Origin of the sequence: Streptococcus suis (assembly GCA_022354845.1) — a bacterium.
Lineage (GTDB): Bacteria > Bacillota > Bacilli > Lactobacillales > Streptococcaceae > Streptococcus > Streptococcus suis_AA.
This window is the reverse complement of record CP031970.1, coordinates 919,260-943,868: the sequence shown is the minus strand read 5'-3', so window position 1 is coordinate 943,868 and position 24,609 is coordinate 919,260. Positions and strand designations below refer to the sequence as shown.

Here is a 24,609-nt window from a genome sequence, read left to right as displayed (position 1 = left end):
AGACGAATATATTATAACATATGAAAGGGTTTTCTGTATGAAAAACCATCTCGAAATTGAGTATAAAACCTTGTTAACAAAATCAGAATATAATCGGCTCCTCTCTGAATTTTCTGATATTACCCCCATCTATCAAACTAACTACTACATTGATACTCCGAATCTTGACATGAAAAACCACCGCTTTTCGCTTCGCATTCGTACGTTTGCGGATATAGCAGAGCTAACATTGAAAATTCCTCAAGAAATCGGAAATCATGAATACAATCAATTGTTAGATATTAAAACTGCACAGGGCTATATTGACCATTTTGAACTTCCATCCGGTCCAATCTCTGATATTATTTCTAAAACATCAATTCCATTAAATCAACTAGCAGTTTGGGGACATTTAAAGACCAAGCGATTGGAAAAAGAAACCTCAATCGGATTGATAGCCCTTGATGAGAATGACTATTTGGGGCAAACGGATTATGAACTAGAAGTTGAAGTATCAGACGCTGAAGAAGGGAAAATACTATTCGATGAATTCCTAAAGAAAAAATCTATCCAATTCAAATACGCTAGTAGCAAAGTAGCTCGAACTGCAGCTCAGATAAAATCAGCTCAATAAAGCTGATTTTTTTGACTTTACTACTGAAAAAAATAGGATTTTTTGATAAAATAGAGTTATGTGTTGTTAAATTACTTTTATGATTTTTCATAAAAAAGCATTAAAAAAGGAGTTTCTCAAATGGTTCAACCAACTGGTGATCATAAAATTAAACTATTCTCGCTAAACAGTAACCGTGATATCGCTGAAAAAATAGCAGCCGCTGCTGGACTGCCTCTAGGAAAACTTTCTTCTCGCCAATTCTCAGATGGAGAAATTCAAATAAATATTGAAGAGAGCGTTCGTGGCGTTGACGTTTATATTATTCAATCAACTAGTTTTCCAGTCAACAACCACCTTTTGGAATTGCTTATCATGATTGATGCATGTAAACGTGCAAGTGCAAACTCAGTAACTGCTGTCATTCCATATTTCGGCTATGCTCGTCAAGACCGCACTGCTGCACCACGTGAACCAATTACAGCAAAACTAGTTGCAAATATGCTTGTTAAAGCAGGTATCGATCGTGTATTGACTCTTGATTTACACGCTTCTCAAATTCAAGGTTTCTTTGATATTCCAGTAGATAACCTGCTGACTGAACCATTGTTCGCATCATACTACATGCAAAAAGGACTCTGCGGTGAGGATGTCGTCATTGTCAGTCCAAAAAATTCCGGTATCAAGCGTGCTCGTAATATTGCAGAATTTTTGAATGCTCCGATTGCGATTATTGATTATGCTCAAGACGATTCTGACCGTGCAGAAGGCTATATCATCGGTGACGTAGCTGGTAAAAAAGCAATCTTGGTCGATGACATTTTAAATACTGGCCGTACATTCTCACAAGCCTCAAAAATTGTTGAAGATGGCGGAGCTACTGAGATTTACGCTGTTGCCAGCCATGGTCTTTTCGCTGGAACAGCTGCGCAATTGTTGGATGAAACATCTATAAAAGAAATTTTAGTGACTGACTCAGTTGCAAGTAAAGAACAACATCCAAAAAACATCGCATTCCTAACTGCAAGTGACTTAATCGCTGATGCTATTCACCGCATTCAAGAACATCGTCCACTCAGCCCGCTCTTTAAATTTACAAATCCAGAAAAAGAAAACTAGGAGTACAGTCTTTGATATATTTAGATAATGCTGCTACTACTGCTCTATCTCAGGCAGCCATATCAAGCATGTTTGAAGTTACTCAACGTCACTATGGAAATCCTTCCAGCATCCACGGATTTGGCCGAGATGCTAACAAAGTACTCAGAAAAGCACGAGCAGACATTGCCAGAGTACTTTCTGTAAGTCCTGATACAATCATTTTCACATCTGGCGGATCTGAAGCAGATAATCTTGCTATTCAAGGTTATGCTTTAGCAAATATGCATCGTGGAAAACACCTTATTACAACAGCCATTGAACACCATGCTGTGTTGCATACCATGGAATACTTAGAGCAACGTTTCGGCTTTGAAATTACATATATAAAGCCAGAAAATCAAGAAATCACAGCTCAACAGATTAAAGAAGCCCTACGACCTGATACAATTCTTGTTAGTGTCATGTATGCCAATAACGAGACTGGGCAACTGCTACCTATAAGGGAAATCAGTTCTCTCTTGTCTCAACATCAAGCTGTATTCCATGTCGATGCTGTTCAAGTAGTTGGGAAAATTCCAATCAAACCACAAGAACTTGGTATTGATTTTCTGTCCGCTTCTGCCCATAAATTCCATGGACCGAAAGGGATTGGTTTTCTCTACTCTTCAATTCACAAATTCGATTCACTGATTCACGGTGGGAGGCAAGAAAATCAACACAGAGCAGGAACAGAAAATCTCCCTGCAATTGCAGGTATGGCTGCAGCGCTCGTCCATCAATCAACACAAATGATTCAAAATATTGAGTATATTCATGATCTGAAATCCTATACACTCAAAAATTTAAGTGAATTTGATTTTTACGTTAATCAAGCTGGTGCTCACTTACCTCATGTACTGAATATTGGCTTTCCAGGACGACTCAACGAACAATTGCTAATGCGATTAGATTTGGCAGGAATCGCTATTTCCACTGGATCTGCTTGCACAGCAGGTGTCGTTGAAAATAGTCATGTACTTGAGGCAATGTATGGAAGTGACTCTCCTCGATTAAAAGAATCCGTACGTATTAGTTTTTCAGAATTGAATACCAAAAAAGAAATAGATATCTTACTATCAGCTTTAAAAATAATTATTGGAGGTTAGCATGGCATTCCAACAAACCGTAGCATTGAAAGATTGCGATTATATTTACCATATTAGTCCAATTGTAAAAAAATATACATTACGAGACAATACCTTTGAGGTAACAAAGGCTGGTCACTACCAACTCACTCGCTTATTAGAAGAGGTCCCAAATTCAAACCAAGGATTTTTACTAAAAATCATCATCAATCAAGATCTACAAGGCTTTAAAATAAATATTACTGATCAATCCGGACTTCATTTAGTGAATATTTTTAAAGCAGAAAACAATAAAGTAATTCAAGAAAAATTTTACTTCTTGATGGATAGTTTGGTAGATCGTGATATCTTTACTAAAGAAGGAAAATTATGATTACTATATCTTATAAAGATGCTTTTCAAATTGAGAGACATCAAGATTTTGACAATCTGGAAGCAGCAAGACTCGCATTTGCAGGTTGTCTCACTTTACCTGATTATTACCCAGTAACTCAAATTCTTAGAGATGGAATTCCATTGGATTTTCAAGGAAGAATTGGGGACCTCTATCAGTATTTACAATCCATAGATTAAACAGAAAACTGTTTAATCTTTTTCAGTTCAATCTGTTGATTTTTTCACAAACTTGCACTAAAATAGTAGAAGATAATCTATCATTTACAAAAAAGATATTATTCTACATTTTGTAGAACAACATAAAAATGTTTTTAAGGAGATACATGTGAAAAACGATAAAAATACTGAAATCCCACGCGCCACAGCTAAACGACTATCCATTTACTATCGCGTATTTAAACGATTCTATGCGGAGAAAATCGAAAAAGCAAGTTCAAAAGAGATTGCAGAGGCAATCGGAATCGACTCTGCTACTGTCCGCCGAGATTTCTCATATTTTGGTGAACTTGGACGCCGTGGATTTGGTTATAATGTGAAGGATTTAATGGACTTTTTTGCCGATATTTTAAACGATAACTCGATTACCAATGTTATGTTAATCGGGGTTGGGAATATGGGTCGTGCCCTTCTTCACTACAAGTTTCACGAAAGAAATAAAATGAAAATCATCATGGCTTTTGAAGCTGATGATAATCCTGCAGTCGGAACCATAGATGAAAATGTTCCTATCCATGCGATTTCAGAGTTAAAAGATCGCATCAAGGAAGCTAATTCTCAGACTGCCATCCTAACGGTTCCAAGCGTTAAAGCTCAAGAAGTTACTGATGTATTGGTTGAAGCTGGCGTTAAAGGTATTCTTAGCTTTTCACCAATCAACTTGACCGTTCCTAAAGATGTTGTTGTCCAATATGTAGACTTGACAAGTGAACTACAGACACTACTTTATTTCATGCGCAAAGGATAGAAAATGAGTCAACCAATCATTGGAATTTCCGGAAATCATTATAAAACAGGGGATCATACAGAACCCCTGCTTTCTTATACTCAAACTTGCTTAGTGAATGCTATTGAAGATGCTGGTGGCATTCCACTAATTCTACCAGTCACTCGTCCAGAACTTGCTGAGCAGTATATGAAACTAGTTGATAAATTAGTATTGACTGGTGGACAAAATGTTGAGCCTATTCACTATCAGGAAAAACTACTCATAGATAGTAGCAATAATTTTCCTGAGCGAGATCGATTTGAACTAGCACTGATAGAAGCTGCTCACCATCAAGAAAAACCTATATTTGGCATTTGTAGAGGCCGTCGCCCAAGGTGGCAGTCTCCATCAAGAGGTTTTAGGGCATTGGCAGGAAAATACCGGCAATCAACCTAGCCAAGACCTCTATTTCCCAATTGAAAGCCAATTATCACAGATCTATGCTCAGGAGCCAACCGTTAATTCATTCCATCGCCAAGCAATCGACAAATTAGCTCCCTCTTTGGAAATTATCGCCCTATCCCCAGATAAACAAACCATTGAAGCGGTACAGTCTACAAGAGACTCTCATACCTTTTTGGGTGTTCAATGGCATCCTGAATTACTTTACGGCGAACGAGAGACGGAAAAAAGGCTATTTGATTACATCGTCAATCAGTTCTAAAACAGCTCACTTTCCTCTCGGAAGGAATAGTAATTTTTATTACCTACAATTAAATGATCTAATAAGACCAGTCCTAGCACATCGCAGGACTGTTTTAAATTTTCTGTAAAAAGTAAGTCATTCTTGCTAGGGTTAACCGACCCCGAAGGGTGATTATGGACAATAATCACTGATGTGGCCATGCATTTGATAGCATGATGCAGGATTTCCCGTGGTTCTGCAATACTACGATTCACACTTCCAATAAATATTGTCTCCTGTTTGATGATTTGATTTTGTGTATTGAGATAGAGCGCAACCAGATGCTCTTGTTTTTTATCTCCAATTTCTTGAATCATCTTGCGACCCAATTTTTCACTACCTAGTACTTGTTCATTTAGCAACAAGTGGGATTGATTGATCCGTTTTCCGAGCTCAATCATGGCTTTAATCTCTATTGCTTTTACACGACCAATACCCGTTAAAGTCTGCAATTCTTCGATAGATAAATCTCTTAAATTTGCTAAATTCTCCAATTGATTCAATAATCTATTGGATAAAATGGTGACAGGTTCATTTTTCGTACCCGTTCGAATAAAAATAGCTAATAACTCTTGATTACTTAGGCGTTCTGGCCCAACTTCGACTAAACGCTCACGTGGTAAAAGCGATTCTTCTTTAAAATCAATTTGATACATAATTTCCTCCTCATACATCTATTCGTAAAACAAGGAAAAAGAAAGTTGAAAGATATAGAGAATACGTGCTCTATTCATTCAACTTTCTAAATTAATTCGAAGGTTACATAAAAATGATTTAAAAGCTGGCAATCGTCTTGTCTTATTGACCATAATCATACTGATTGTATCCGTGAGAGAAAGCTTTTTTTATATCCTCTGATGCATCAGCATATGGAATAGAAATTTCAAGAATACCTTTTACAATAATCCTTTGTGTTGAATAATAGTCCGTACAAGTAACCAAAGTCACTTCTGTGCGTCCTTCGACATCGTCAATAACATAGACGCTTTCTGGACTTACAACTTCAACACTATCAATCACATAGGTATAGATTGTATTTTTATCAGTTAGGTAAATCTTCATTCCTTTTTCAGCTCGATCCAATGGAGAGAAAAGGACATCCGCAGACCCGGCAACACCGAAGATATGGTGACTGGCTAGGGCATAGTTTCCTATTCCCATTTCTTGAGTCTCTTTCATCGTTCCAGCTCCATACATTAGCGACGTATTCCCTACACCCTTGAAAATCGGCAAATTAATTCCCAATTCAGGCACAGTAATTCCACCAATAACTGGCAGTCTCTCTGCTTCCCATTGCGCCTTCAGAATAGCCTCCGTCGAAACGGCTTCAACTTGTTTAAAATCAAAAGTTGAGTCCGCTTGTTTATTCTTTTCAATATCTTCAGAACTGATATTTGTAATCTGATACTTATTAGTATTCCAACCAATAATAAAATTTCTAATCGAAGTATTGAAAATAAGTGCTAGTGAAATCAAAAAGAGTATCAAGGCAAGTAAGTTCATCCATGTTCTGTTCTTGCCCTTCTTTTTCGGTGAACGTTTTGACATTCCCTACTCCTCTTGATCTTTCTGATCTGCTGCATCAACTAAGGCAAAGGTCATAATTTTTGCTTCTTCATCTAGTCGCATGACTTTAACACCCATTGTTGAACGACCGGTCTGTGAGATATTAGCAATACTTGTACGGATGATAACTCCTGTATCCGTAATAACCATAATATCTTCATTGCCCTGTACAGTTGTTAAACCAGCAAGAGGGCCATTTTTATCAGCAACTTTCAGAGTGATGATACCTTTACCACCACGGCCTTTCGTTGGATATTCAGAGGCTGGTGTACGTTTTCCATAACCTTTTTCTGAAAGGACTAACACTTCCTGATCATCAGATACAATGGTCGCACTGACTAAATGATCTCCTTCACGGAGTTTTATTCCACGTACGCCTGTTGCGGTACGGCCCATATTTCGAACATCTGTTTCTGCAAATCGAACAGAATAGCCAAATTTTGTCCCCATAATAACATCTGCTTGACCATCAGTAAGGAAAACATTGATTAGTTCATCATCATCTTTCAAATTCAAAGCCTTGAGACCGTTTTGTCGAATATTGGAGAATTCATTTACATTTGTACGTTTAACAATCCCTTGACGCGTCGCAAAGAAAAGATAGTAATCAGCGGCTTGATCCTTTGTCACATTGATAATGGTCTGAATAGACTCATTTTCTTCCAGTTTCAATAAGTTGACAACTGGGAGCCCCTTAGCGGTTCGACCATATTCAGGAATTTCATAGCCCTTGAGACGATATACACGCCCCTTATTGGTGAAGAAAAGCAGGTGATCATGGGTACTGGTTGATACTAGTTCGCGAACGAAGTCATCATCTTTCACACCTGTACCTTGGACTCCACGACCGCCACGTTTTTGAGCTTGGAATTCATCTTGTGCCAACCGTTTGATATAGCCTTGATTGGATAAGGTAATCAATACATCTGCTTCCTCAATAAGATCCTCATCTTCCAAGGAAATGACTTCACCAACCATCAATTCAGTACGACGTGGGTCAGCATGTTTGCGTTTTACTTCTTCTAGTTCTTCTTTGATGATCAAGACAACACGTTCAGGTTTTGCCAAAATATCTATCAAATCAGCTATCAAAGAAACCAATTCGTCATACTCTGACTGGATCTTATCACGTTCCAATCCGGTCAAACGACGAAGACGCATATCCAAGATAGCCTGACTTTGTCGTTCGGACAAGTCAAAACGTTCCATTAATTCAGCTTGAGCAAGTGCATCCGTTTCTGAATTACGAATGATACGTATGACTTCATCAATATGGTCCAGAGCAATCAGCAAGCCTTCTAAAATATGAGCGCGTGCTTCTGCTTTTTCCTTATCAAATTGAGTGCGACGTGTAACAACTTCTTTTTGGTGTTCAATATAAGACTCTAAAATTTGACGTACAGAAAGAATCTTCGGTACCCCATTTTGAATAGCCAACATATTGAAACTAAAGTTGGTTTGCAATTGCGTTTGTTTAAAGAGATTGTTCAAAATAACATTAGCTGAGGCATCTCGACGCACTTCAATTACAAAGCGAACCCCTTCACGGTTAGATTCGTCTCGAACAGCTGTAATGCCTTCAATACGTTTTTCTTGAACCAATTTAACAATATGCTCTTGAACCTTGGACTTATTGACCATATATGGGAATTCAGTAACAACGATACGTTCACGTCCGTTTCCATATTCTTCAATTTCAGTACGAGAACGAAGAACAATTGAGCCTTTACCAGTTTCATAAGCACGGTGAATTCCAGATTTACCCATGACCATAGCTCCTGTTGGAAAGTCTGGCCCAGGTAGGACTTCCATAATTTCACGCGTCGTTACATCAGGATTGTCCATCACGAGCTTAACAGCATCAATGGTTTCACCCAAGTTGTGCGGTGGAATGTTTGTTGCCATACCAACCGCAATACCAGTAGTCCCGTTCACCAATAGATTAGGGAAACGTGCTGGAAGTACTTCTGGCTCACGCTCGCTCGAGTCATAGTTATCAGCAAAATCAACCGTGTTTTTATTGATATCACGCAACATTTCAAGAGCAATCTTGCTCATGCGCGCCTCAGTATACCGCTGGGCAGCGGCACCATCACCGTCCATGGAACCAAAGTTACCATGACCGTCAACCAGCATGTGACGATAGCTCCACCATTGAGCCATACGGACCATTGCCTCATAAATAGCACTATCACCATGAGGGTGGTATTTACCCATTACATCACCAGTGATACGTGCAGATTTTTTATGTGGCTTATCTGGAGTAATACCAAGTTCGTTCATTCCATAAAGAATGCGTCGGTGTACGGGCTTAAGACCATCACGTACATCAGGAAGAGCGCGTGCAACGATTACACTCATGGCATAATCGATGAAAGAGGTCTTCATCTCATTAGTCAAATTTACCGTAACTAAATTTTTGTCTTGCATTAATATGCCTCATTTCAACTGTCGTTAATACTACTATTATACCATATTTTTCAAACGTTTTCTTCTTTTGAAATCACTATGTAAACATTTTCAAACGATCTTTCTTTAGTGACAAAGGTCTGAAAAAATGCTAGAATGGTTAGTGGTTGGGATAGCTATCCCTAAATAAAACAAAGGAGATGTTTAGATAATGACTGCAACTAAACAACACAAAAAAGTGATCCTTGTCGGTGATGGTGCCGTAGGTTCTGCTTATGCATATGCCCTTGTAAACCAAGGTATCGGTCAAGAATTGGGTATCGTAGATATCAATAAAGACCGTACACAAGGTGACGCAGAGGATTTGAGCCACGCTTTGGCCTTCACTTCACCTAAGAAAATTTATTCAGCAGATTATTCTGATGCTCATGATGCAGATCTTGTTGTATTGACAGCTGGTTTGCCACAAAAACCAGGTGAAACTCGTCTTGAATTGGTTCAGAAAAACCTTCGTATCAACCAACAAATCGTATCTGAAATTGTTAAATCTGGCTTCAATGGTATTTTCCTTGTTGCTGCTAACCCAGTTGACGTTCTTACATACTCAACTTGGAAATTCTCTGGTTTCCCTAAAGAACGTGTCATCGGTTCTGGTACTTCTCTTGACTCAGCTCGTTTCCGTCAAGCATTGGCTGAAAAAATCGGTATTGACGCTCGTTCAGTTCACGCTTACATCATGGGTGAACACGGTGACTCTGAATTTGCTGTTTGGTCACATGCAAACGTTGCTGGTGTGAAATTGTATGACTGGTTGCAAGATAACCGAGATATTGATGAGCAAGGTCTTGTAGACTTGTTCGTATCTGTACGTGATGCAGCTTACTCAATCATCAATAAAAAAGGTGCTACATATTATGGTATCGGTGCTGCACTTGCACGTATCACAAAAGCTATCTTTGACGATGAAAATGCAGTACTTCCATTGTCAGTTTACCAATCTGGTCAATACGAAGGCGTTGAAGATGTCTTCATCGGACAACCAGCTATCATCGGTGCACATGGTATCGTTCGTCCAGTTAACATTCCATTGAGCGAAGCTGAATTGCAAAAAATGCAAGCATCTGCTGGCCAATTGAAAGACATCATTGACGATGCTTTCGCTAACCCAGAAATCGCTGCTGGTGTTAAAAACTAATTCTATTATTAAATAGCAAAGAAGGTGAGTCACTTAGGCCACCTTTTTTATATCCATTTGAATTAGCTTTGATATAGTCATTTTCGGCTTGCCGTACTCTACGAAAGTGATTTGTTACGTAAGTCTTATTTCAATCCTAGAACAGCCAGACTCTAGGCTGTTCTAATAACCTGCACCTCAGTTATTTTAAATAGGGAAAAAAACAAAAAAACGCATAAAATTATGTTCCAAAACACTGATTTTATGCGTTTTATTGTTAGATTATCTCAATTCTCAAGCTCAAAATTGAGAGTGTACCTACATTATTTAGATTTAATGTAGTTAACACCGTCTGCTTTTGGCGCTACTGATTGTCCAAAGAAGGCAGAAAGTGCAATAACTGTAATCAAGTATGGAGCGATTTGGAGATATACTGATGGAATATCTTTCAAACCAGGCAATTGACTACCAATAACCGCGAGACTTTGTGATAGTCCGAAGAATAGACTAGCAAGCATTGCACCAATTGGGTTCCATTTACCGAAGATAACTGCCGCCAAGGCAATGAATCCAGAACCAATAATCGTAGTCGCCGAGAAGTTGATATTAACAGATTGGGCACTTACAGCACCACCAACACCGCCTAAGAAACCTGACATCAGTACACCTGCATAACGCATTGCGTATACATTGATACCAAGGGTATCAGCTGCTTGAGGGTGTTCACCAACAGAGCGAAGTCGCAAACCAAATTTTGTTTTATACAAAACAAACCAAGAAACAAATGCAGTCAGAATAGCGACATAACCCATCAAACTTGTATTTTTAAAGAATAAATCACCAATAACAGGAATATCTGCCAATACTGGGAAAGAGAACTTACCAAAAGACTCACGAATACTATCAGTTTGTCCTTTATTATAGAAAACCTTAACAAGGAAAACACCGAGTGCAGGTGCTAGTAAGTTCAATACGGTACCAGAAACTACGTGATCCGCTCTAAAGTTAATAGTGGCTATCGCATGGATAGTGGCAAAGACAACACCCGCCAAACCACCAACAATGACCGCTAAAAATGGTGTAGCTTTACCAAAAGTTTCAGCAAATTCAATGTTGAAGACAACACCAGCAAAGGCACCAATAACCATGATTCCTTCCAAACCAACGTTTACGATACCACTTCGCTCAGAGAATACTCCTCCAAGACTTGTGAAAATCAAAGGTGCTGAATAAATGAGCATTTGCGAAATGAGTAGGGTTAAAATAGATAAGTTCATCTTACTTAGCTCCTTTCGCTACTTTTTTTGAATTCAAAAATAGTTCAAAGATATACTTCACACCAATGAAGAAAATAATGGACGCTGTAACAACGTTTATCAATTCTGGTGGAATTTGTGCACGAACCATACCAGGTGCACCTACAGAAAGTGTACCAAACAAGAAGGCTGCAAAAGGAATTCCCAGTGGTGAGTTCGAAGCCAGTAGGGCAACTGACATACCATTGAATCCAATATCTAAATTACCACTTTGAATATAAACGTTCTGGAACGTTCCTAACCCTTGGATTGCACCACCAAGTCCAGCTAAAGCACCGGAAATAACCATTGATAGAATAATCGTTTGTTTAGCTGACATACCAGCGTAGTTAGATGCAGTTGGGTTGATACCCACTGAACGAATTTCAAAACCAAGCGTTGTCTTTGTCATTAAGAACCAAATAACTATGACAGCAATAATGGCAAAGAAAATACCAATATTCATCCGTGAGTTGTTCGTTAGAGCTCGCAACCATTCTGTTTGATAAGAGGCGTTAGCAGAAACGTTAATTGTAGAATCTGTATTTTTCATCAAATTTTCTGAAAATACATCACGAATGATATAGTTACATGAATAGAGAATGATGTAGTTCATCATAATCGTAACAATAACTTCACTCGTTCCGAGATAGGCACGAAGGATACCAGGAATTGCGCCAGCAATACCACCTGCTACCATCGCTATCACAACCGTGCCCAAAATCAAAACTGGTCGTGGTAAATCAGGATTTAACAATGCAAACCAACCTGCAAAAACCCAGCCGACATAGGCTTGACCAGACAAACCAACGTTGAAGAAACCTGCGCGACTTGCGACTGCGAATCCTAACGCAGTAAAGATTAAAGGAGCCATTGCCCGGAAAATCTCACCGATTGATTTGATGTTCCCAAAAGCAGAGTAGAATAATTCCTCATATCCCCAAATTGGATCATAGCCAAAAATGAACATGATGATCGCCCCAAGCACTAAGCCACTGATTGCCGCTAGCAATGGGAATAGTATTGTTTGATATTTCTTAAGCATGTACTTCTCCCTCCTCGATATGACCACCAGCCATCAAGACACCCAATTCTTGTTTGTTTGTCTTAGCAGGATCAAGAATACCATGAATGACACCATCGTGGATGACAGCAATACGGTCTGATACATCCAAAATTTCATCCAATTCGAAGCTGACAACCAATACTGCTTTCCCCTTATCCCGTTCAGCAATAAGACGTTTACGAATATATTCAATGGCACCAACATCCAAACCACGTGTTGGTTGACTGACAATCAATAAATCAGGATTGCGATCGATTTCCCTTGCAATGATCGCTTTTTGTTGGTTACCACCTGAAAGAGCTTTTGCTGGAACTAATTCACTTGCACCACGCACATCAAATTCATGCATCAATTGACGGGCCTTTTCATTAATCGCTGTGTAATTCAAAATACCATTTTTAGAATTTGGTTCTTTATAGTAAGTTTGTAGAGCAATATTTTCAGCAACGGTCAACGGAAGCACTAAACCATCACGGTGACGATCTTCAGGAACGTGACTCACCTGCATCTCAGTAATCTTACGTGGTGATTTACCAACCACTTCCTCACCTTTAATCGTGATAGAACCAGATTTCACTTTGCGAAGTCCAGTAATTGCTTGAATCAATTCACTTTGTCCATTGCCATCAATACCTGCAATACCCACTATTTCCCCTGCACGTACGTCAAGAGATAGACCTTTCACTGCTGGGATACCGCGGTTTTCATTGACTACCAAATCTTTAATAGAAAGAACAACTTCTTTTGGATGGGATTCAATTTTCTCTGTTTTGAAAGAAACAGAACGCCCAACCATCCATTCAGCCAAATCTTGGTTGGTTGCTCCTTCAACTGCCACAGTTTGAATCGATTTACCACGTCGAATAACCGTTACACTATCTGCAACAGCACGAATTTCATCCAATTTATGCGTAATCAAAATAATTGATTTGCCTTCTGAGACTAAGGTCTTCATAATCTTCAATAGCTCTGCAATCTCTGCCGGAGTAAGTACAGCAGTTGGTTCATCAAAGATTAGTAAGTCTGCACCACGATACAGTGTTTTTAAAATTTCCACACGTTGTTGTGCCCCTACAGAAATATCCGCAACTTTTGCAGTCGGATCTACTTCAAGACCGTAGCGAGCAGAGAGTTCTTTAATTTCTGCAATAGCCTTCTTAAGGTCAATAACACCGGCTTTAGTAGTTTCACTACCTAAAATAATATTTTCAGCAACAGTAAAGGCATCCACTAACATAAAGTGTTGATGAACCATCCCGATACCCAAGTGTGCAGCTTTGGAAGGGGAATCAATTTTCACTTCCTTACCATTAATGACAATCTCACCGCTTGTAGGCTCCAATAAGCCTGCAAGCATATTCATAAGTGTCGATTTACCCGCACCATTTTCACCCAAAAGGGCGTGAATTTCTCCACGTCTGACATTCAAATTAATATGGTCGTTGGCAACAAACTCACCAAATATTTTGGTGATATTACGCATCTCAATGACATAATCCTTAGTCATAATCTAGTTCCTTTCTGATTACAGTTAAACAGATTGAGCCGACTGCCAACCACTAATTCCCATTTAAGAAAGTAGGGTTACTAGCAGGTTCATTCCAGCTAACTGTACCATTTTTACCAGTAAAACCTACCAATTATGATAGGCTTTACTGAGAAAAATCTCAGCTTCTAAAAGGGCGACCGAGTGGACGCCCTTTCGGAATTCATCAATATAAAACTTATGGTTTTTCTGGTACTTCTATTTTACCATCAAGAATAGCTTGTTTTGCGTCAGCAACAGCTTTCGCAGCATCATCTGAAAGGTTAGTTTCAGCCAACTCTACACCTTTATCAGCAAGAGTATAACGAACGATTTCACCACCAGGGAATTCACCATTTTCAGCTTTTGTAGCAATATCTTTTACTGCTGCACCAACTAGTTTCAAAGTAGATGCCAATACAAAGTTAGATTCTTTACCATCTTTAGAAGTGTAAGCACCTTCTGCGGATTGGTCACGGTCAACACCGATTACCCAAACTTTATCTGCTTCATTACGAGTTTCGTTTTCAGCTTTAGCAGCGGCAAACACACCATTACCAGTACCACCAGAAGCGTGGAAGATAATATCTGCACCTGCAGCGTATTGAGCAGCAGCGATCGTTTGACCTTTAGCAGCATCACCAAATGAACCAGCGTATTGAATATCAATTTTGATTGATTCATCGACAGATTTAACACCAGCTACGAAACCAGCTTCAAAACGGTCGATAACTTCACTTTTCATACCACCGACAAAACCAACTTGTTTCGTTTTAGTTGATTTAGCAGCCGCAACACCAGCAAGGTAAGAAGCTTCATGGTCAGCGAAACCAACGCTAACTACGTTATCTTCGTCAGCAACAACACTATCCACGATAACATAGTGTGTATCTGGGTTGTTTGGAGCCACTTCTTTAATCGCTGATTCCAACGCAAAGCCAATACCAAATACTAGGTTGTAACCGCCTGAAACTGCTGAATCAAGGTTGGTAATGTATTCTGATTCATTAGCAGATTGGAAATAGTCATAACCATTACCTTTAGAAAGACCCGCTGCATCGCCCCACTCTTGAAGACCTTCCCACGCAGATTGGTTAAATGAACGGTCATCAACACCACCGATATCGGTAACAATTGCTGCTTTAATGCTTGAAGCACTATCAGATGATGACGAATCATTCTTTGCAGTACGGCTTCCGCAAGCTGCTAAAGAAAGAGCTGCAACTGAAGCTAGCCCAAGGCCAATAAATTTCTTGTTCATTTCTGAACCCTCCTAAAAAAACGTTTTGCAACTATTGTGTTGCAGAATGAGATTGCTACAGTCATTAGACTGCCATATAGACTAAGATAAGTCTGTAAAGGAATATGGAAGTAATTCCCCGACTGTCATCACGACTGTCGATTTATCTTTAGCGACAAGAGTCACTTTTAAATCCTTATCAAAAAATTCCGCCATAACTTGGCGACATGCTCCACAAGGAGATATTGGCTTCTCTGTTTCACCATAAATAATAATTTCAGAGAAGTCACGTACTCCCTCGGAGATTGCTTTAAAAATCGCTGTTCTCTCGGCACAATTCGTCAACCCAAAACTAGCATTTTCTATATTCACACCTGAATATAGTTCCCCAGACTTTGTAACAAGAATAGCACTGACTGGAAAATGTGAATAGGGCACATAGGCATATTTGCTATTGTCTACAACTAGTTCTATTAAATTAGTAGTCTCCATCCGCCTGTGCTCCGTTCATAATTGCTACACCTGACGATGCACCAATTCGAGATGCTCCAGCTTCGATGAAGGCAATAGCATCTTCATAAGAACGTGCACCACCAGAAGCTTTAACGCCCATGTCTGGACCCACAGTTTTTCTCATCAATGCGACGTCAGCAACTGTAGCACCACCAGTTGAAAAACCGGTAGAAGTCTTCACATAATCAGCTCCAGCTTCTTTTGACAATTGACAAGCTCTCACTTTCTCATCATCTGTTAATAAGCAAGCTTCGATGATTACTTTAACAAGTTTATCACCACTAGCATCTACAACTGCTTTAATATCATCCAAAACCAAGGCATCATTTCCAGCTTTTAAAGCACCGACATTGATCACCATATCAATCTCATCAGCACCATTTGCAATAGCATCTTTGGTTTCAAAGGCTTTAACTGCAGAAGTACTTGCTCCCAAAGGGAAGCCAATTACTGTACAAACTTTAACATCACTGTCTTTCAGGCTTTCTGCTGCCAATGAAACCCATGTTGGATTTACACAGACACTAGCAAAATCATATTCTTTTGCTTCAGATAGAATCTTTTCAACCTGTTCTTGTGTTGTTTCTGGTTTTAAGATTGTATGATCAATATATTTATTCAATTTCATGGTTTTCTCCGTACATTAATAAATTATTTCAATAATTTCTTTCGTCTTTACACTTGTTTTATCTATTTTAACATTTTTTTGAAAATTTGTAAGCATATCTTCCGAAATATTTTCATTGGCATATATTGTCGCAATCTGTTCACCTTCTGCAACAGATTCACCTACTTTTTTATGGAAAATAATTCCCGTTTCGTAATCCAATTGATCCGATTTTACAGCGCGACCTGCACCAAGTTTCATGGCAAATAAGCCAAACTCTAATGCTGGTAGTGCCACGATATAACCGTCTTTCTCTGCATAAACAGGAACTTGGTGTGACACTTCTACAGGTCGGTATAGATCAGATAAATCACCACCCTGTGCAAGCACCATTTCCTCAAACTTCTTCAATGCGAGGCCATTATCAATATGCTGTTTAACTTCTTCAACACTCTTTTCAACATTCGCAAGAACTAACATGATATGTGCTAATTCGCAAATGAAATTGGTTACATCCTCGCGACCTCTCCCTTGCAATATTTCAAGGGCTTCTAAAATTTCTAATCGATTACCAATTGAAGTCCCTACTGGTTGTGACATGTCTGTCAAAACTGCGACTGTTTTACGGCCAACAGCATTCCCTAAATCAACCATGGTTTGTGCAAGAACACGCGCATCCTCCACAGTCTTCATGAAAGCACCCTCACCAACAGTGACATCTAGAAGAATCGCATCTGCACCTGCTGCAATTTTTTTAGACATGACAGAACTTGCAATTAAAGGAATAATATCAACTGTGGCAGTGACATCTCGAAGGGCGTAGAGTAATTTGTCCGCTTTCACCAGATTGTCAGATTGGCCAATTACTGCAACACCAGTTTCTTGAACTTGTTTAATAAAATCTTCTTGACTAACTTCAATTTGAAAACCATTAATCGATTCTAACTTGTCTAGTGTACCACCAGTATGGCCTAAACCACGACCGCTCATTTTTGCTACAGGAACACCAAAACTTGCAACCAGAGGGGCAAGAATCAGGGTGACCTTGTCACCAACACCACCAGTAGAATGTTTATCCACTTTTATACCTGGAATGGCTGATAAATCAATCTGTTCACCCGTTGCAACCATAGACATGGTTAAATCTGAAATTTCACGCGTTGACATGCCCTTAAAGTAAATAGCCATCGCAAGAGCAGACATCTGATAATCTGGAACAGTTCCAGCTACGTAACCGTCAATCAACCATTTGATCTCATCTGACGATAATTCTAAACCATCTCTTTTTTTTTGAATTAAGTCAACTGCTCTCATTTGTTCACACTTTCGAGGATATAATATCCTTTATCCTTCCTGATAATTTCACAGTTTCCAAAAACCTCTTCCATCTTAGCTTTTGCACTTGGTGCACCTTGTTTTTTCTGAATTACAATAGTAAGCGTGCCATTTTCGGATAGATGATTCTTAGCTCCTGAAATCACTTGGTGAACAACCGCCTTACCAGCGCGAATTGGAGGGTTTGAAACAATATAATCAAATTGTTTTGTCACATTTTCATAGATATCGGATTGGAAAATGTCGACAGCAACATTGTTTAGTGTAGCATTTTTTTCAGCCAATGCCAAGGCTCTGTTATTGATATCTATCATTGTAGTGTCAACATGATAGACCTTTGCAAGTGTTAAGCCAATCGTACCATAGCCACAACCTACGTCAAGCAAAGACTTTCCTTCTTCTAAATGAAGAGACTTTAAAAGCACCTGACTTCCATAATCTATCATTTTCTTACTAAATACCCCTGCGTCTGTTTGGAATGTCATTGGGGTGTCCAGTAAAAGAACACGAAGTTCATGAATATCATGTGCTGTACTTGGATTTTTCTCGTAATACATATTTGACATGTCTTAATTATAACATTTCCAAAAAGCGTTTACAAGATGTTTTACTTAAAATCTAATTCGTGCTACAATAGGCCCATGAAAAATGAATTTATAAATTTTGAACGCATTAGCAGAGAAACCTGGCAACAACTTCACCGCCATACGACAGCTCCACTCACACAAGAAGAACTAAACTCCATAAAGAGTTTCAATGATAATATAAAACTCCAAGAAGTTTCGGACGTCTATTTACCATTGATCAATCTCATTCGCATTTATCGTAAAGCTCGCACGGATTTAACCTTTTCAAAAAGTTTGTTTTTACAAAAGAAAATCAAAGAACAACCCTTTATCATAGGTGTGTCTGGTAGTGTTGCTGTCGGAAAATCTACAACCAGTCGACTTCTACAAATATTACTTTCCCAAACATTTAGGCATGCAAAAGTTGAGTTGGTTACGACAGATGGATTTCTTTATCCAAATGCAGAGCTTCAAGAAAAAGGTCTTCTTGACAAAAAAGGGTTTCCTGAATCATACAATATGGAGCTGTTACTGAATTTTGTGGATACTATAAAAAATGGTGAATCTTTTAGCATTCCAACTTATTCACACGAAATTTACGATATCGTTCCAGATTCTTATCAAACCATCGAGGCACCTGATTTCCTCATCGTGGAAGGCATCAACGTATTCCAAAATCCTCAAAACCAACGATTGTATGTGAGCGACTATTTTGATGTTTCGATTTATGTAGATGCTGACGTGGATAATATTGAAACCTGGTACTTTGAACGATTCCAAAAATTGCTGAAACTAGCTGAAAAAGATCCCACAAACTATTACCATCGCTTCACACATTTACCATTTGCAGAAGTCATTGAAATGGCTCAAAGTATCTGGAAAAATATTAACTTGGCCAACCTAGAAAAGTATATTGAACCGACACGAAACCGAGCAGATATTATCCTACACAAAGGATTGAATCACGAAATCGATGAAATTTACTTAAAAAAATAAATTTCACTTGTCAAATGCAGTCTTTTCATATATAATGGTATAGTTAGTACAAGAAAGGGTGGAGGTGAAACCATTGGCAAACATTAAGTCAGCTATCAAACGCGCTGAATTGAACGTTAAACAAAACGAAAAAAACTCAGCACAAAAATCAGCTATGCGTACTGCAATTAAAACATTTGAAGCTAACCCATCTGAAGAGCTTTTCCGCTTTGCTAGCTCAGCAATCGATAAAGCAGAAACTAAAGGTTTGATTCACAAAAACAAAGCAAGCCGCGACAAAGCACGTCTTGCATCAAAACTTGCATAATAAAAAAGAAGTCTATCAAGGACTTCTTTTTTTCTAGTCTACTACCAATTCAAATGTTAAGGTCTGTTCATTGTACAGATATTGGTAAGTTTCAATCCAGCCCAGTACTTCAAATAGTCGATTGGTACCCGAAGCTGCATATTCCACCATTTGATTCAAGGCTGCTTGATTAGAAAATTGACACGCAATCCGGCGCTGACCTGCCTGATAAAGATTAGAAACAGTTTGAACGACTAATTCCTCATCAAAATTCTCAAAATAAGTGCCTTGCTGAACGTAATAATTTAAGGCATTGTCAGTACAAGAAGGATAGGTAAGTGGTCTCTCCGTATATGGATATTCTGTTCCCCAATAACTCAGTAAGTCCGCATCAGCAACTCTATTTCTATACAAGATGGAATCTGGAACACATAGATAGTCATAGCTAATAGTAGATTGCGCTTGACTCCCCATAGCTTCTTCAAAGACTGGATCACCCCAGGTTGAATCTACACCATAGTATTGCTGATCAATCTTCACTAAATTCCAAGCGTGTTCAATGGTTTCACCATTTGTTCCAGTCACATTACCAGATACATAGACAGATTCTATCCCAGCCAATTTACATAAATATTGAAAGGTTCGGCTATAACCTGCACATACCGAGCTATTATCTAGCAAAACTGATTTTATGGATTGATTGTCCCAACTAATCTGACTATCACTCAAAGCTGCAAGATTATAATCCGTATGCTGAATAATGTATTCATAGAAGAATTTCACAGTATCGTATACCTGATCCTTTGGAGCTTGACTAACGATGGATTGTGCCAAAGTTGCTATTTTTTCACTTTCTTCTTCAACCTGTAGCGGATAGTCAGGCTCAGAAAGGTCCTGATAATCAATGCCATCCCTCATTGCGTCAGTCATCCAGTAATACTCAGGGAAATCATTTGCTACAGAGAAAAATGCACGCGTATAGGTCTCATCGTCTACTCTGTCAATTGTAATCTGCTGTTTAAAGGTACGCAAACCATTAGCTAATTGGAGGTAGACACGGCGTTCCTCATCAGTGTCTAATTGTTGATAATAAAAGTAATCAGCAACTTCCTCCCTCATCTGTTGCAATTCATTTTCAAAGACTTTAGCTTCTTGTGATGCTTCTCCGCTGATTACCTTGCTAAAATCCTCTGTTTGAGGAAAGTATGAACAGCCTGTCAACTGGGTACAAGCCAAAATGATCAATATAATTAAGAAACTCTTCTTTTTCACGACCTACTCCTCTCCTCCATCCTAGTATATCATACTTTTGAACCGACAAAAAAATGATAGGCCACATTCCTATCATTTTTCTTATTTTATCTCGGTAATCTTACCTCAAAAATAGTTCCTTTAGGCTGATTATCCCGCACAGTGATTGTGCCTTTCAAACTATTGGAAATTTGTAAGGCTAAGGATAAACCGAGACCAAACCCACCCTTGCTCCGAGTACGGGCCTTGTCTACACGATAAAATCGATCAAAAATTTTCTTTTTATCGCTATCACTGATACCCAATCCATTGTCTGCTACCGTAAAGTAAACTAACTTATCTTTGATATTGGCTGTCACTTGGATAGCGCCATCTTCTTCGGTATACTTCATTGCATTATCAAATAGGATGGTTAGAAGCTGTTTTACCAACACCTTATCCGTCCGAATTGGTTGATCAATCAAATTATTAACCCTGACTGTTTTACCATTTTCATCTGCAATCATCATGTAATTCTCAAAGATTTCATCAAAATAGCTAGGTGGGACTTCAGCGATATCTAATTTGAAACCATCATCTCGACGAGCTAAATTCAGTAAATTCGTAGTTAACATACGCATATTACGAACTTCCTCTAGGCTTGATCCTATACTCTCACTACTTTCCAAAATGGTTGCATTTGGATGTCTAAAAAGACCTTCCAAACGATTCTGTAACACAGCTAAAGGCGTTCTCAATTCATGACTAGCATTCTCAACGAAATCCTTTTGTTTTTGATAGCTAATTAAGATAGGTCGCATACTCAAATTTGACAGATAAATACTAGCCAAGATGGAAATAAGCCAAGCAGATACCATGACAATAGCTACAGCAGTTTCATACGTCTCAATAGATGATTTTATCTGACTCACATTCACGAAAATTGTCGCGTATTTAATATCATAGGAAGAATAATAGCCAAGGTCATCTGGCGCCAATTCAATAGTAACATAACGATAATCTTCTGAACCCCCGAATGTAGAATCAACCGTTGCTTCCTTTATTTCGCCTAAATTTTTCTTGTCTAAGGATAAATCAGAAAGTCCTGTAAAGTTATCTGGATTAACGACTACACCATCATTTGAATAGAGTAATACATGTGTATTGTAACCAAGTTTCAACTGATCGTCTTTCTGATTTTTAGGAGAGTTTGGTGTATCTGAATTAGATTCTGCAGAATCACTTTCATCAGCAATATTTCCATCTTGAATAATGAATTCTGAATTTGGTTCATAGGTCCGTGCAATGGCAAAACCAACCACCAAAGCAGGGGCATCTTTGATACGAGCCAGTGTTGAATCAGAAGTCTGATACATAGTTGAGCGCATTAACTGGAAGATAATGGCGGTCATTAATCCGAAAATGAGTGTAAAAACAGCAAAATATCTGATAAAAAAGGAAAATTTATCTGTTGAAATGATTTTTTTAAATCGCTTAGACATTTTTCAAAATGTAACCGACACTACGAAGAGTTTGAAGATTTTCTCCAAATGCGGTTCCTTTCAATTTTTTCCTTACTTTCGATACGTAAACTTCAACAACTGAAATGGTTGTATCACTATCAAATCCCCAAATACGATCAAAAATCTGTGTTTTAGGTAAAATCACATTCTGATTCTGTAAGAAATATACCAACAAATCGAACTCTTTCCCTAACAATTCTACTTCTTGACCATTGACTGTCGTAGTATTTGTAGATAAGTCGACAGTAACATCTCCGTATGTTAGAGTATTTTCATTGAACTTCCCTGCTCGTTTTAACAAGGCTTGAATACGCATTTTGAGTTCTTCTAAATAGAATGGTTTTGTGAGATAGTCATCTGCACCCAATTCAAACCCATGTCCTTTATCCTCTAGGCCTTCCTTGGCTGTCGTAATCAGAACAGGAGTTGAGATCCCTTTTTCACGCAATTCTTTTAATACTTGAAAACCATCTTTCTCAGGTAACATTAAATCTAAAAGAATTAAATCATAAACCCCTGTTTCCGCTTCGTAAATACCTTCTTCACCATCAAAAACTTGCATAACGTCTGCAAAATCATCTAAAAAATCAAAGACTGAATTAGAAAGGCTTAAATCGTCTTCTACCAACAGTATCTTAATCATATACTACTCCTTTACTCTATCTAAGACCATTTATTACATGGAAATTATCAACATCATTATAACACGGAATTTTAAAAACCAAAATAATTTATTATTCTACTCGCTTGAGCTTTCCTCGTTTTCTATTTGTGCTTTTATTTCTTCATTCCGTTTCTTCAACTCATTCACTTCATCCGATGAGCTAGAATTTTCACTTGTAGTTGAATCCGATTGTGATGCCCCAATCGTTGCATCCGGTGGAGTCATACCTTGACCACCTCGACCGCCACCTTGCCTGGGCATTTGTGATTTATCAAAACCTTCAGGAGATTGATTTTGTACAGTAGTTGATTGACTTTGGGTAGAAGTAGAATTGGATAATTTGCCTACCCCCATTCCTCCAGCAAAGCCAAGGCTTGCTGCAGTAATCCCCACGGTCGCTAGTAAAATTAGTGGCTGTTCTTTTAGTTTACATAAGAGTGACATACAATTCCTCACATTTTAATTTTTTGGTAATTTTCCTCACACTTTCGCATTTACTGTGATTCTCTTTCCATACGATCATTATAAGTCCCTTTGCTTAAGGTTTGCTAAAATAAAGCCCAAAAAAAGAGATTTTCCTATGAAAACCTCTATCTTTTGAAATTTTTTATTACATTTACATGACAAACTTTGTCAAAGTGTAAAACAATTGAAATGATTTTGAAACAAAACAAAAGTCGTACTTTAACTAATAACCGCCTTACTTCTTAGTTTCAATAGCTATATATTGAATAAGATCTTTCAGTTTGAGTTCTAATTTGGCTTGCTTTAATGCAATACGGTACTGATTAACTATTAGTAAAAAAATAATAGCTAAAAACACGAAATTAGCAGGAGATTCGACCCCAATCCAATCCGATAATTGGCCAATGGCTTGGGGTACAAGTGCAAAAATAACTAGAATACCTGAAAAAAAGAACCAAAAGATACTATCTTCTATTTGAATATTGGATTTTCGAATATTCAATAGAATAACTGCCGAAGTCAAAACGGCTGTCACAATAAGTAATAATTGAAATTGAAGAGCCATCATTTCCTCCTAAAATTTTGTATCAACAAAATTGATGTGAACATATGAATCATATACTTAATTGAACGAGATAAAGTTAAATAGGATTGACCCGCTTGTCTTTCAAGCATTTTTACTTGGACTTCTTTTATCTTATAGCCTTGGCGAATCAGAAAAGAAATGGTATCAGGTTCCGGAGTATAGTTAACATTTAATGCAAAGTCCTTAATCAACTCTTGATTAAACATTCGCATTCCAGATGTTGGATCGGTAATCGTTTGACCTGTTGTTAATTTTATTGACCAACTGATTAGACGATTACCTAACATACGTAAAGAATTATTTTTAGGTTCAGATACGAACCGCGAACCAATGACACAATCTTGACCTTTTTGAATTTCGGCTACTAAGTCCCCAACATATTCTGGAAGGTGTTGACCATCGCCATCAAACTGAACTGCCTGTCTATACCCCATCTTGTAGGCATATTTAAAACCAGTCTGAACGGCACCTGTTAAACCTAGATTCACTGGCAAATCAATAATATTATATCGATTTCGGTGGCAAATTTCAGAAGTCGTATCTTTAGAACCATCGTTCACAACAACGTAATCAAATTCCTGAAAGTTCTTTTCTAGATTTCGCACAACCGCTTCTATTGAACCTTCTTCATTGTAAGCTGGAATAATAATCAGTGTATCTGATTTCTTATTAAACATATT

The 24,609-nt window shown here is 38.3% G+C and carries 26 protein-coding genes and 1 pseudogene; 10 read left to right on the top strand and 17 right to left on the bottom strand.

What is annotated here, in order from left to right:
* The first annotated feature begins 37 nt into the window (after window positions 1-37).
* From D2A30_04965 to D2A30_04935, 7 genes and pseudogenes are all read left to right on the top strand, one after another.
* A complete protein-coding gene (locus tag D2A30_04965; protein ID ULL20987.1) occupies window positions 38-613 on the top strand; it encodes a CYTH domain-containing protein in 576 nt (191 codons plus the stop codon).
* A gap of 120 nt (window positions 614-733) precedes the next feature.
* The gene (locus D2A30_04960) at window positions 734-1,711 is read left to right on the top strand and encodes a ribose-phosphate diphosphokinase (GenBank protein ID ULL20986.1); all 978 of its coding nucleotides are present in this window, start codon (window positions 734-736) and stop codon (window positions 1,709-1,711) included.
* A gap of 11 nt (window positions 1,712-1,722) precedes the next feature.
* A complete protein-coding gene (locus tag D2A30_04955) occupies window positions 1,723-2,838 on the top strand; it encodes a cysteine desulfurase (protein ULL20985.1) in 1,116 nt (371 codons plus the stop codon).
* A gap of 1 nt (window position 2,839) precedes the next feature.
* Window positions 2,840-3,190: a cysteine desulfurase gene (locus D2A30_04950; GenBank protein ULL20984.1), complete on the top strand. Its 351-nt coding sequence runs from the start codon at window positions 2,840-2,842 to the stop codon at window positions 3,188-3,190.
* Entirely contained in the window at window positions 3,187-3,390 is a 204-nt protein-coding gene (locus D2A30_04945; protein ID ULL20983.1) for a DUF4649 family protein, read from the top strand. Before D2A30_04950 ends, D2A30_04945 begins: the two co-directional genes overlap by 4 nt.
* A 148-nt stretch (window positions 3,391-3,538) precedes the next feature.
* Window positions 3,539-4,177, top strand: a complete 639-nt coding sequence (locus tag D2A30_04940) for a redox-sensing transcriptional repressor Rex (GenBank protein ULL20982.1) — start codon at window positions 3,539-3,541, stop codon at window positions 4,175-4,177.
* A gap of 3 nt (window positions 4,178-4,180) precedes the next feature.
* Window positions 4,181-4,862, top strand: a pseudogene (locus D2A30_04935) (gamma-glutamyl-gamma-aminobutyrate hydrolase family protein).
* Here D2A30_04935 and D2A30_04930 read toward each other — a convergent pair.
* The 3 genes from D2A30_04930 to D2A30_04920 form a co-directional block, all read right to left on the bottom strand.
* Complete coding sequence (locus D2A30_04930) at window positions 4,859-5,539, bottom strand: JAB domain-containing protein (GenBank protein ID ULL20981.1); 681 nt, start codon at window positions 5,537-5,539, stop codon at window positions 4,859-4,861. The pseudogene D2A30_04935 and the gene D2A30_04930 sit on opposite strands and share 4 nt — an antisense overlap.
* Window positions 5,540-5,681: 142 nt before the next feature.
* Window positions 5,682-6,431 carry a class A sortase gene (locus tag D2A30_04925; GenBank protein ID ULL20980.1) on the bottom strand — a complete coding sequence of 250 codons (750 nt, stop codon included), beginning with the start codon at window positions 6,429-6,431 and terminating at the stop codon, window positions 5,682-5,684.
* Between the two features lie 3 nt (window positions 6,432-6,434).
* Window positions 6,435-8,879, bottom strand: a complete 2,445-nt coding sequence (locus D2A30_04920; GenBank protein ULL20979.1) for a DNA gyrase subunit A — start codon at window positions 8,877-8,879, stop codon at window positions 6,435-6,437.
* Between the two features lie 190 nt (window positions 8,880-9,069).
* Here D2A30_04920 and D2A30_04915 point away from each other — a divergent pair, with 190 nt between their 5' ends.
* A complete protein-coding gene (locus D2A30_04915; GenBank protein ID ULL20978.1) occupies window positions 9,070-10,053 on the top strand; it encodes an L-lactate dehydrogenase in 984 nt (327 codons plus the stop codon).
* A gap of 302 nt (window positions 10,054-10,355) precedes the next feature.
* Here D2A30_04915 and D2A30_04910 read toward each other — a convergent pair whose 3' ends face one another.
* From D2A30_04910 to D2A30_04875, 8 genes are all read right to left on the bottom strand, one after another.
* Entirely contained in the window at window positions 10,356-11,309 is a 954-nt protein-coding gene (locus tag D2A30_04910; GenBank protein ULL20977.1) for an ABC transporter permease, read from the bottom strand.
* A gap of 1 nt (window position 11,310) precedes the next feature.
* The gene (locus D2A30_04905; GenBank protein ID ULL20976.1) at window positions 11,311-12,372 is read right to left on the bottom strand and encodes an ABC transporter permease; all 1,062 of its coding nucleotides are present in this window, start codon (window positions 12,370-12,372) and stop codon (window positions 11,311-11,313) included.
* On the bottom strand, window positions 12,365-13,900 hold the full coding sequence (locus D2A30_04900) for an ABC transporter ATP-binding protein (protein ID ULL20975.1): 1,536 nt from the start codon (window positions 13,898-13,900) through the stop codon (window positions 12,365-12,367). Before D2A30_04900 ends, D2A30_04905 begins: the two co-directional genes overlap by 8 nt.
* A 217-nt stretch (window positions 13,901-14,117) precedes the next feature.
* Window positions 14,118-15,179, bottom strand: coding sequence for a BMP family ABC transporter substrate-binding protein (locus D2A30_04895; protein ID ULL20974.1), 1,062 nt, complete (start codon window positions 15,177-15,179; stop codon window positions 14,118-14,120).
* Window positions 15,180-15,260: 81 nt separating this feature from the next.
* Window positions 15,261-15,650, bottom strand: a complete 390-nt coding sequence (locus D2A30_04890) for a cytidine deaminase (GenBank protein ID ULL20973.1) — start codon at window positions 15,648-15,650, stop codon at window positions 15,261-15,263.
* Window positions 15,637-16,299: a deoxyribose-phosphate aldolase gene (gene deoC, locus D2A30_04885; GenBank protein ID ULL20972.1), complete on the bottom strand. Its 663-nt coding sequence runs from the start codon at window positions 16,297-16,299 to the stop codon at window positions 15,637-15,639. Before deoC ends, D2A30_04890 begins: the two co-directional genes overlap by 14 nt.
* Before the next feature lie 15 nt (window positions 16,300-16,314).
* Window positions 16,315-17,592, bottom strand: a complete 1,278-nt coding sequence (locus D2A30_04880; protein ULL20971.1) for a pyrimidine-nucleoside phosphorylase — start codon at window positions 17,590-17,592, stop codon at window positions 16,315-16,317.
* Window positions 17,589-18,179: a class I SAM-dependent methyltransferase gene (locus D2A30_04875; GenBank protein ID ULL20970.1), complete on the bottom strand. Its 591-nt coding sequence runs from the start codon at window positions 18,177-18,179 to the stop codon at window positions 17,589-17,591. Before D2A30_04875 ends, D2A30_04880 begins: the two co-directional genes overlap by 4 nt.
* Window positions 18,180-18,254: 75 nt before the next feature.
* On the opposite strand from D2A30_04875, the gene D2A30_04870 reads away from it, so the two are divergent.
* On the top strand, window positions 18,255-19,175 hold the full coding sequence (locus D2A30_04870; GenBank protein ULL20969.1) for a type I pantothenate kinase: 921 nt from the start codon (window positions 18,255-18,257) through the stop codon (window positions 19,173-19,175).
* A 73-nt stretch (window positions 19,176-19,248) separates the two neighbouring features.
* Complete coding sequence (locus tag D2A30_04865; GenBank protein ID ULL21989.1) at window positions 19,249-19,482, top strand: 30S ribosomal protein S20; 234 nt, start codon at window positions 19,249-19,251, stop codon at window positions 19,480-19,482.
* Window positions 19,483-19,515: 33 nt separating this feature from the next.
* Here the strand turns inward: D2A30_04865 and D2A30_04860 are convergent, their stop codons facing one another.
* The 6 genes from D2A30_04860 to D2A30_04835 form a co-directional block, all read right to left on the bottom strand.
* Window positions 19,516-20,733: a transglutaminase gene (locus D2A30_04860; protein ID ULL20968.1), complete on the bottom strand. Its 1,218-nt coding sequence runs from the start codon at window positions 20,731-20,733 to the stop codon at window positions 19,516-19,518.
* 86 nt (window positions 20,734-20,819) lie between these two features.
* Complete coding sequence (locus D2A30_04855) at window positions 20,820-22,193, bottom strand: sensor histidine kinase (protein ID ULL20967.1); 1,374 nt, start codon at window positions 22,191-22,193, stop codon at window positions 20,820-20,822.
* Window positions 22,186-22,857: a DNA-binding response regulator gene (locus D2A30_04850; protein ID ULL20966.1), complete on the bottom strand. Its 672-nt coding sequence runs from the start codon at window positions 22,855-22,857 to the stop codon at window positions 22,186-22,188. The genes D2A30_04855 and D2A30_04850 overlap by 8 nt, the downstream gene beginning before the upstream one ends.
* Before the next feature lie 96 nt (window positions 22,858-22,953).
* Window positions 22,954-23,322 (bottom strand): hypothetical protein, encoded by a 369-nt coding sequence (locus D2A30_04845; GenBank protein ULL20965.1) that lies wholly within the window; start codon window positions 23,320-23,322, stop codon window positions 22,954-22,956.
* A gap of 256 nt (window positions 23,323-23,578) precedes the next feature.
* Window positions 23,579-23,908, bottom strand: coding sequence for a DUF2304 domain-containing protein (locus D2A30_04840; GenBank protein ULL20964.1), 330 nt, complete (start codon window positions 23,906-23,908; stop codon window positions 23,579-23,581).
* Complete coding sequence (locus D2A30_04835; GenBank protein ID ULL20963.1) at window positions 23,908-24,606, bottom strand: glycosyltransferase family 2 protein; 699 nt, start codon at window positions 24,604-24,606, stop codon at window positions 23,908-23,910. The genes D2A30_04840 and D2A30_04835 overlap by 1 nt, the downstream gene beginning before the upstream one ends.
* Window positions 24,607-24,609: the final 3 nt, after the last annotated feature.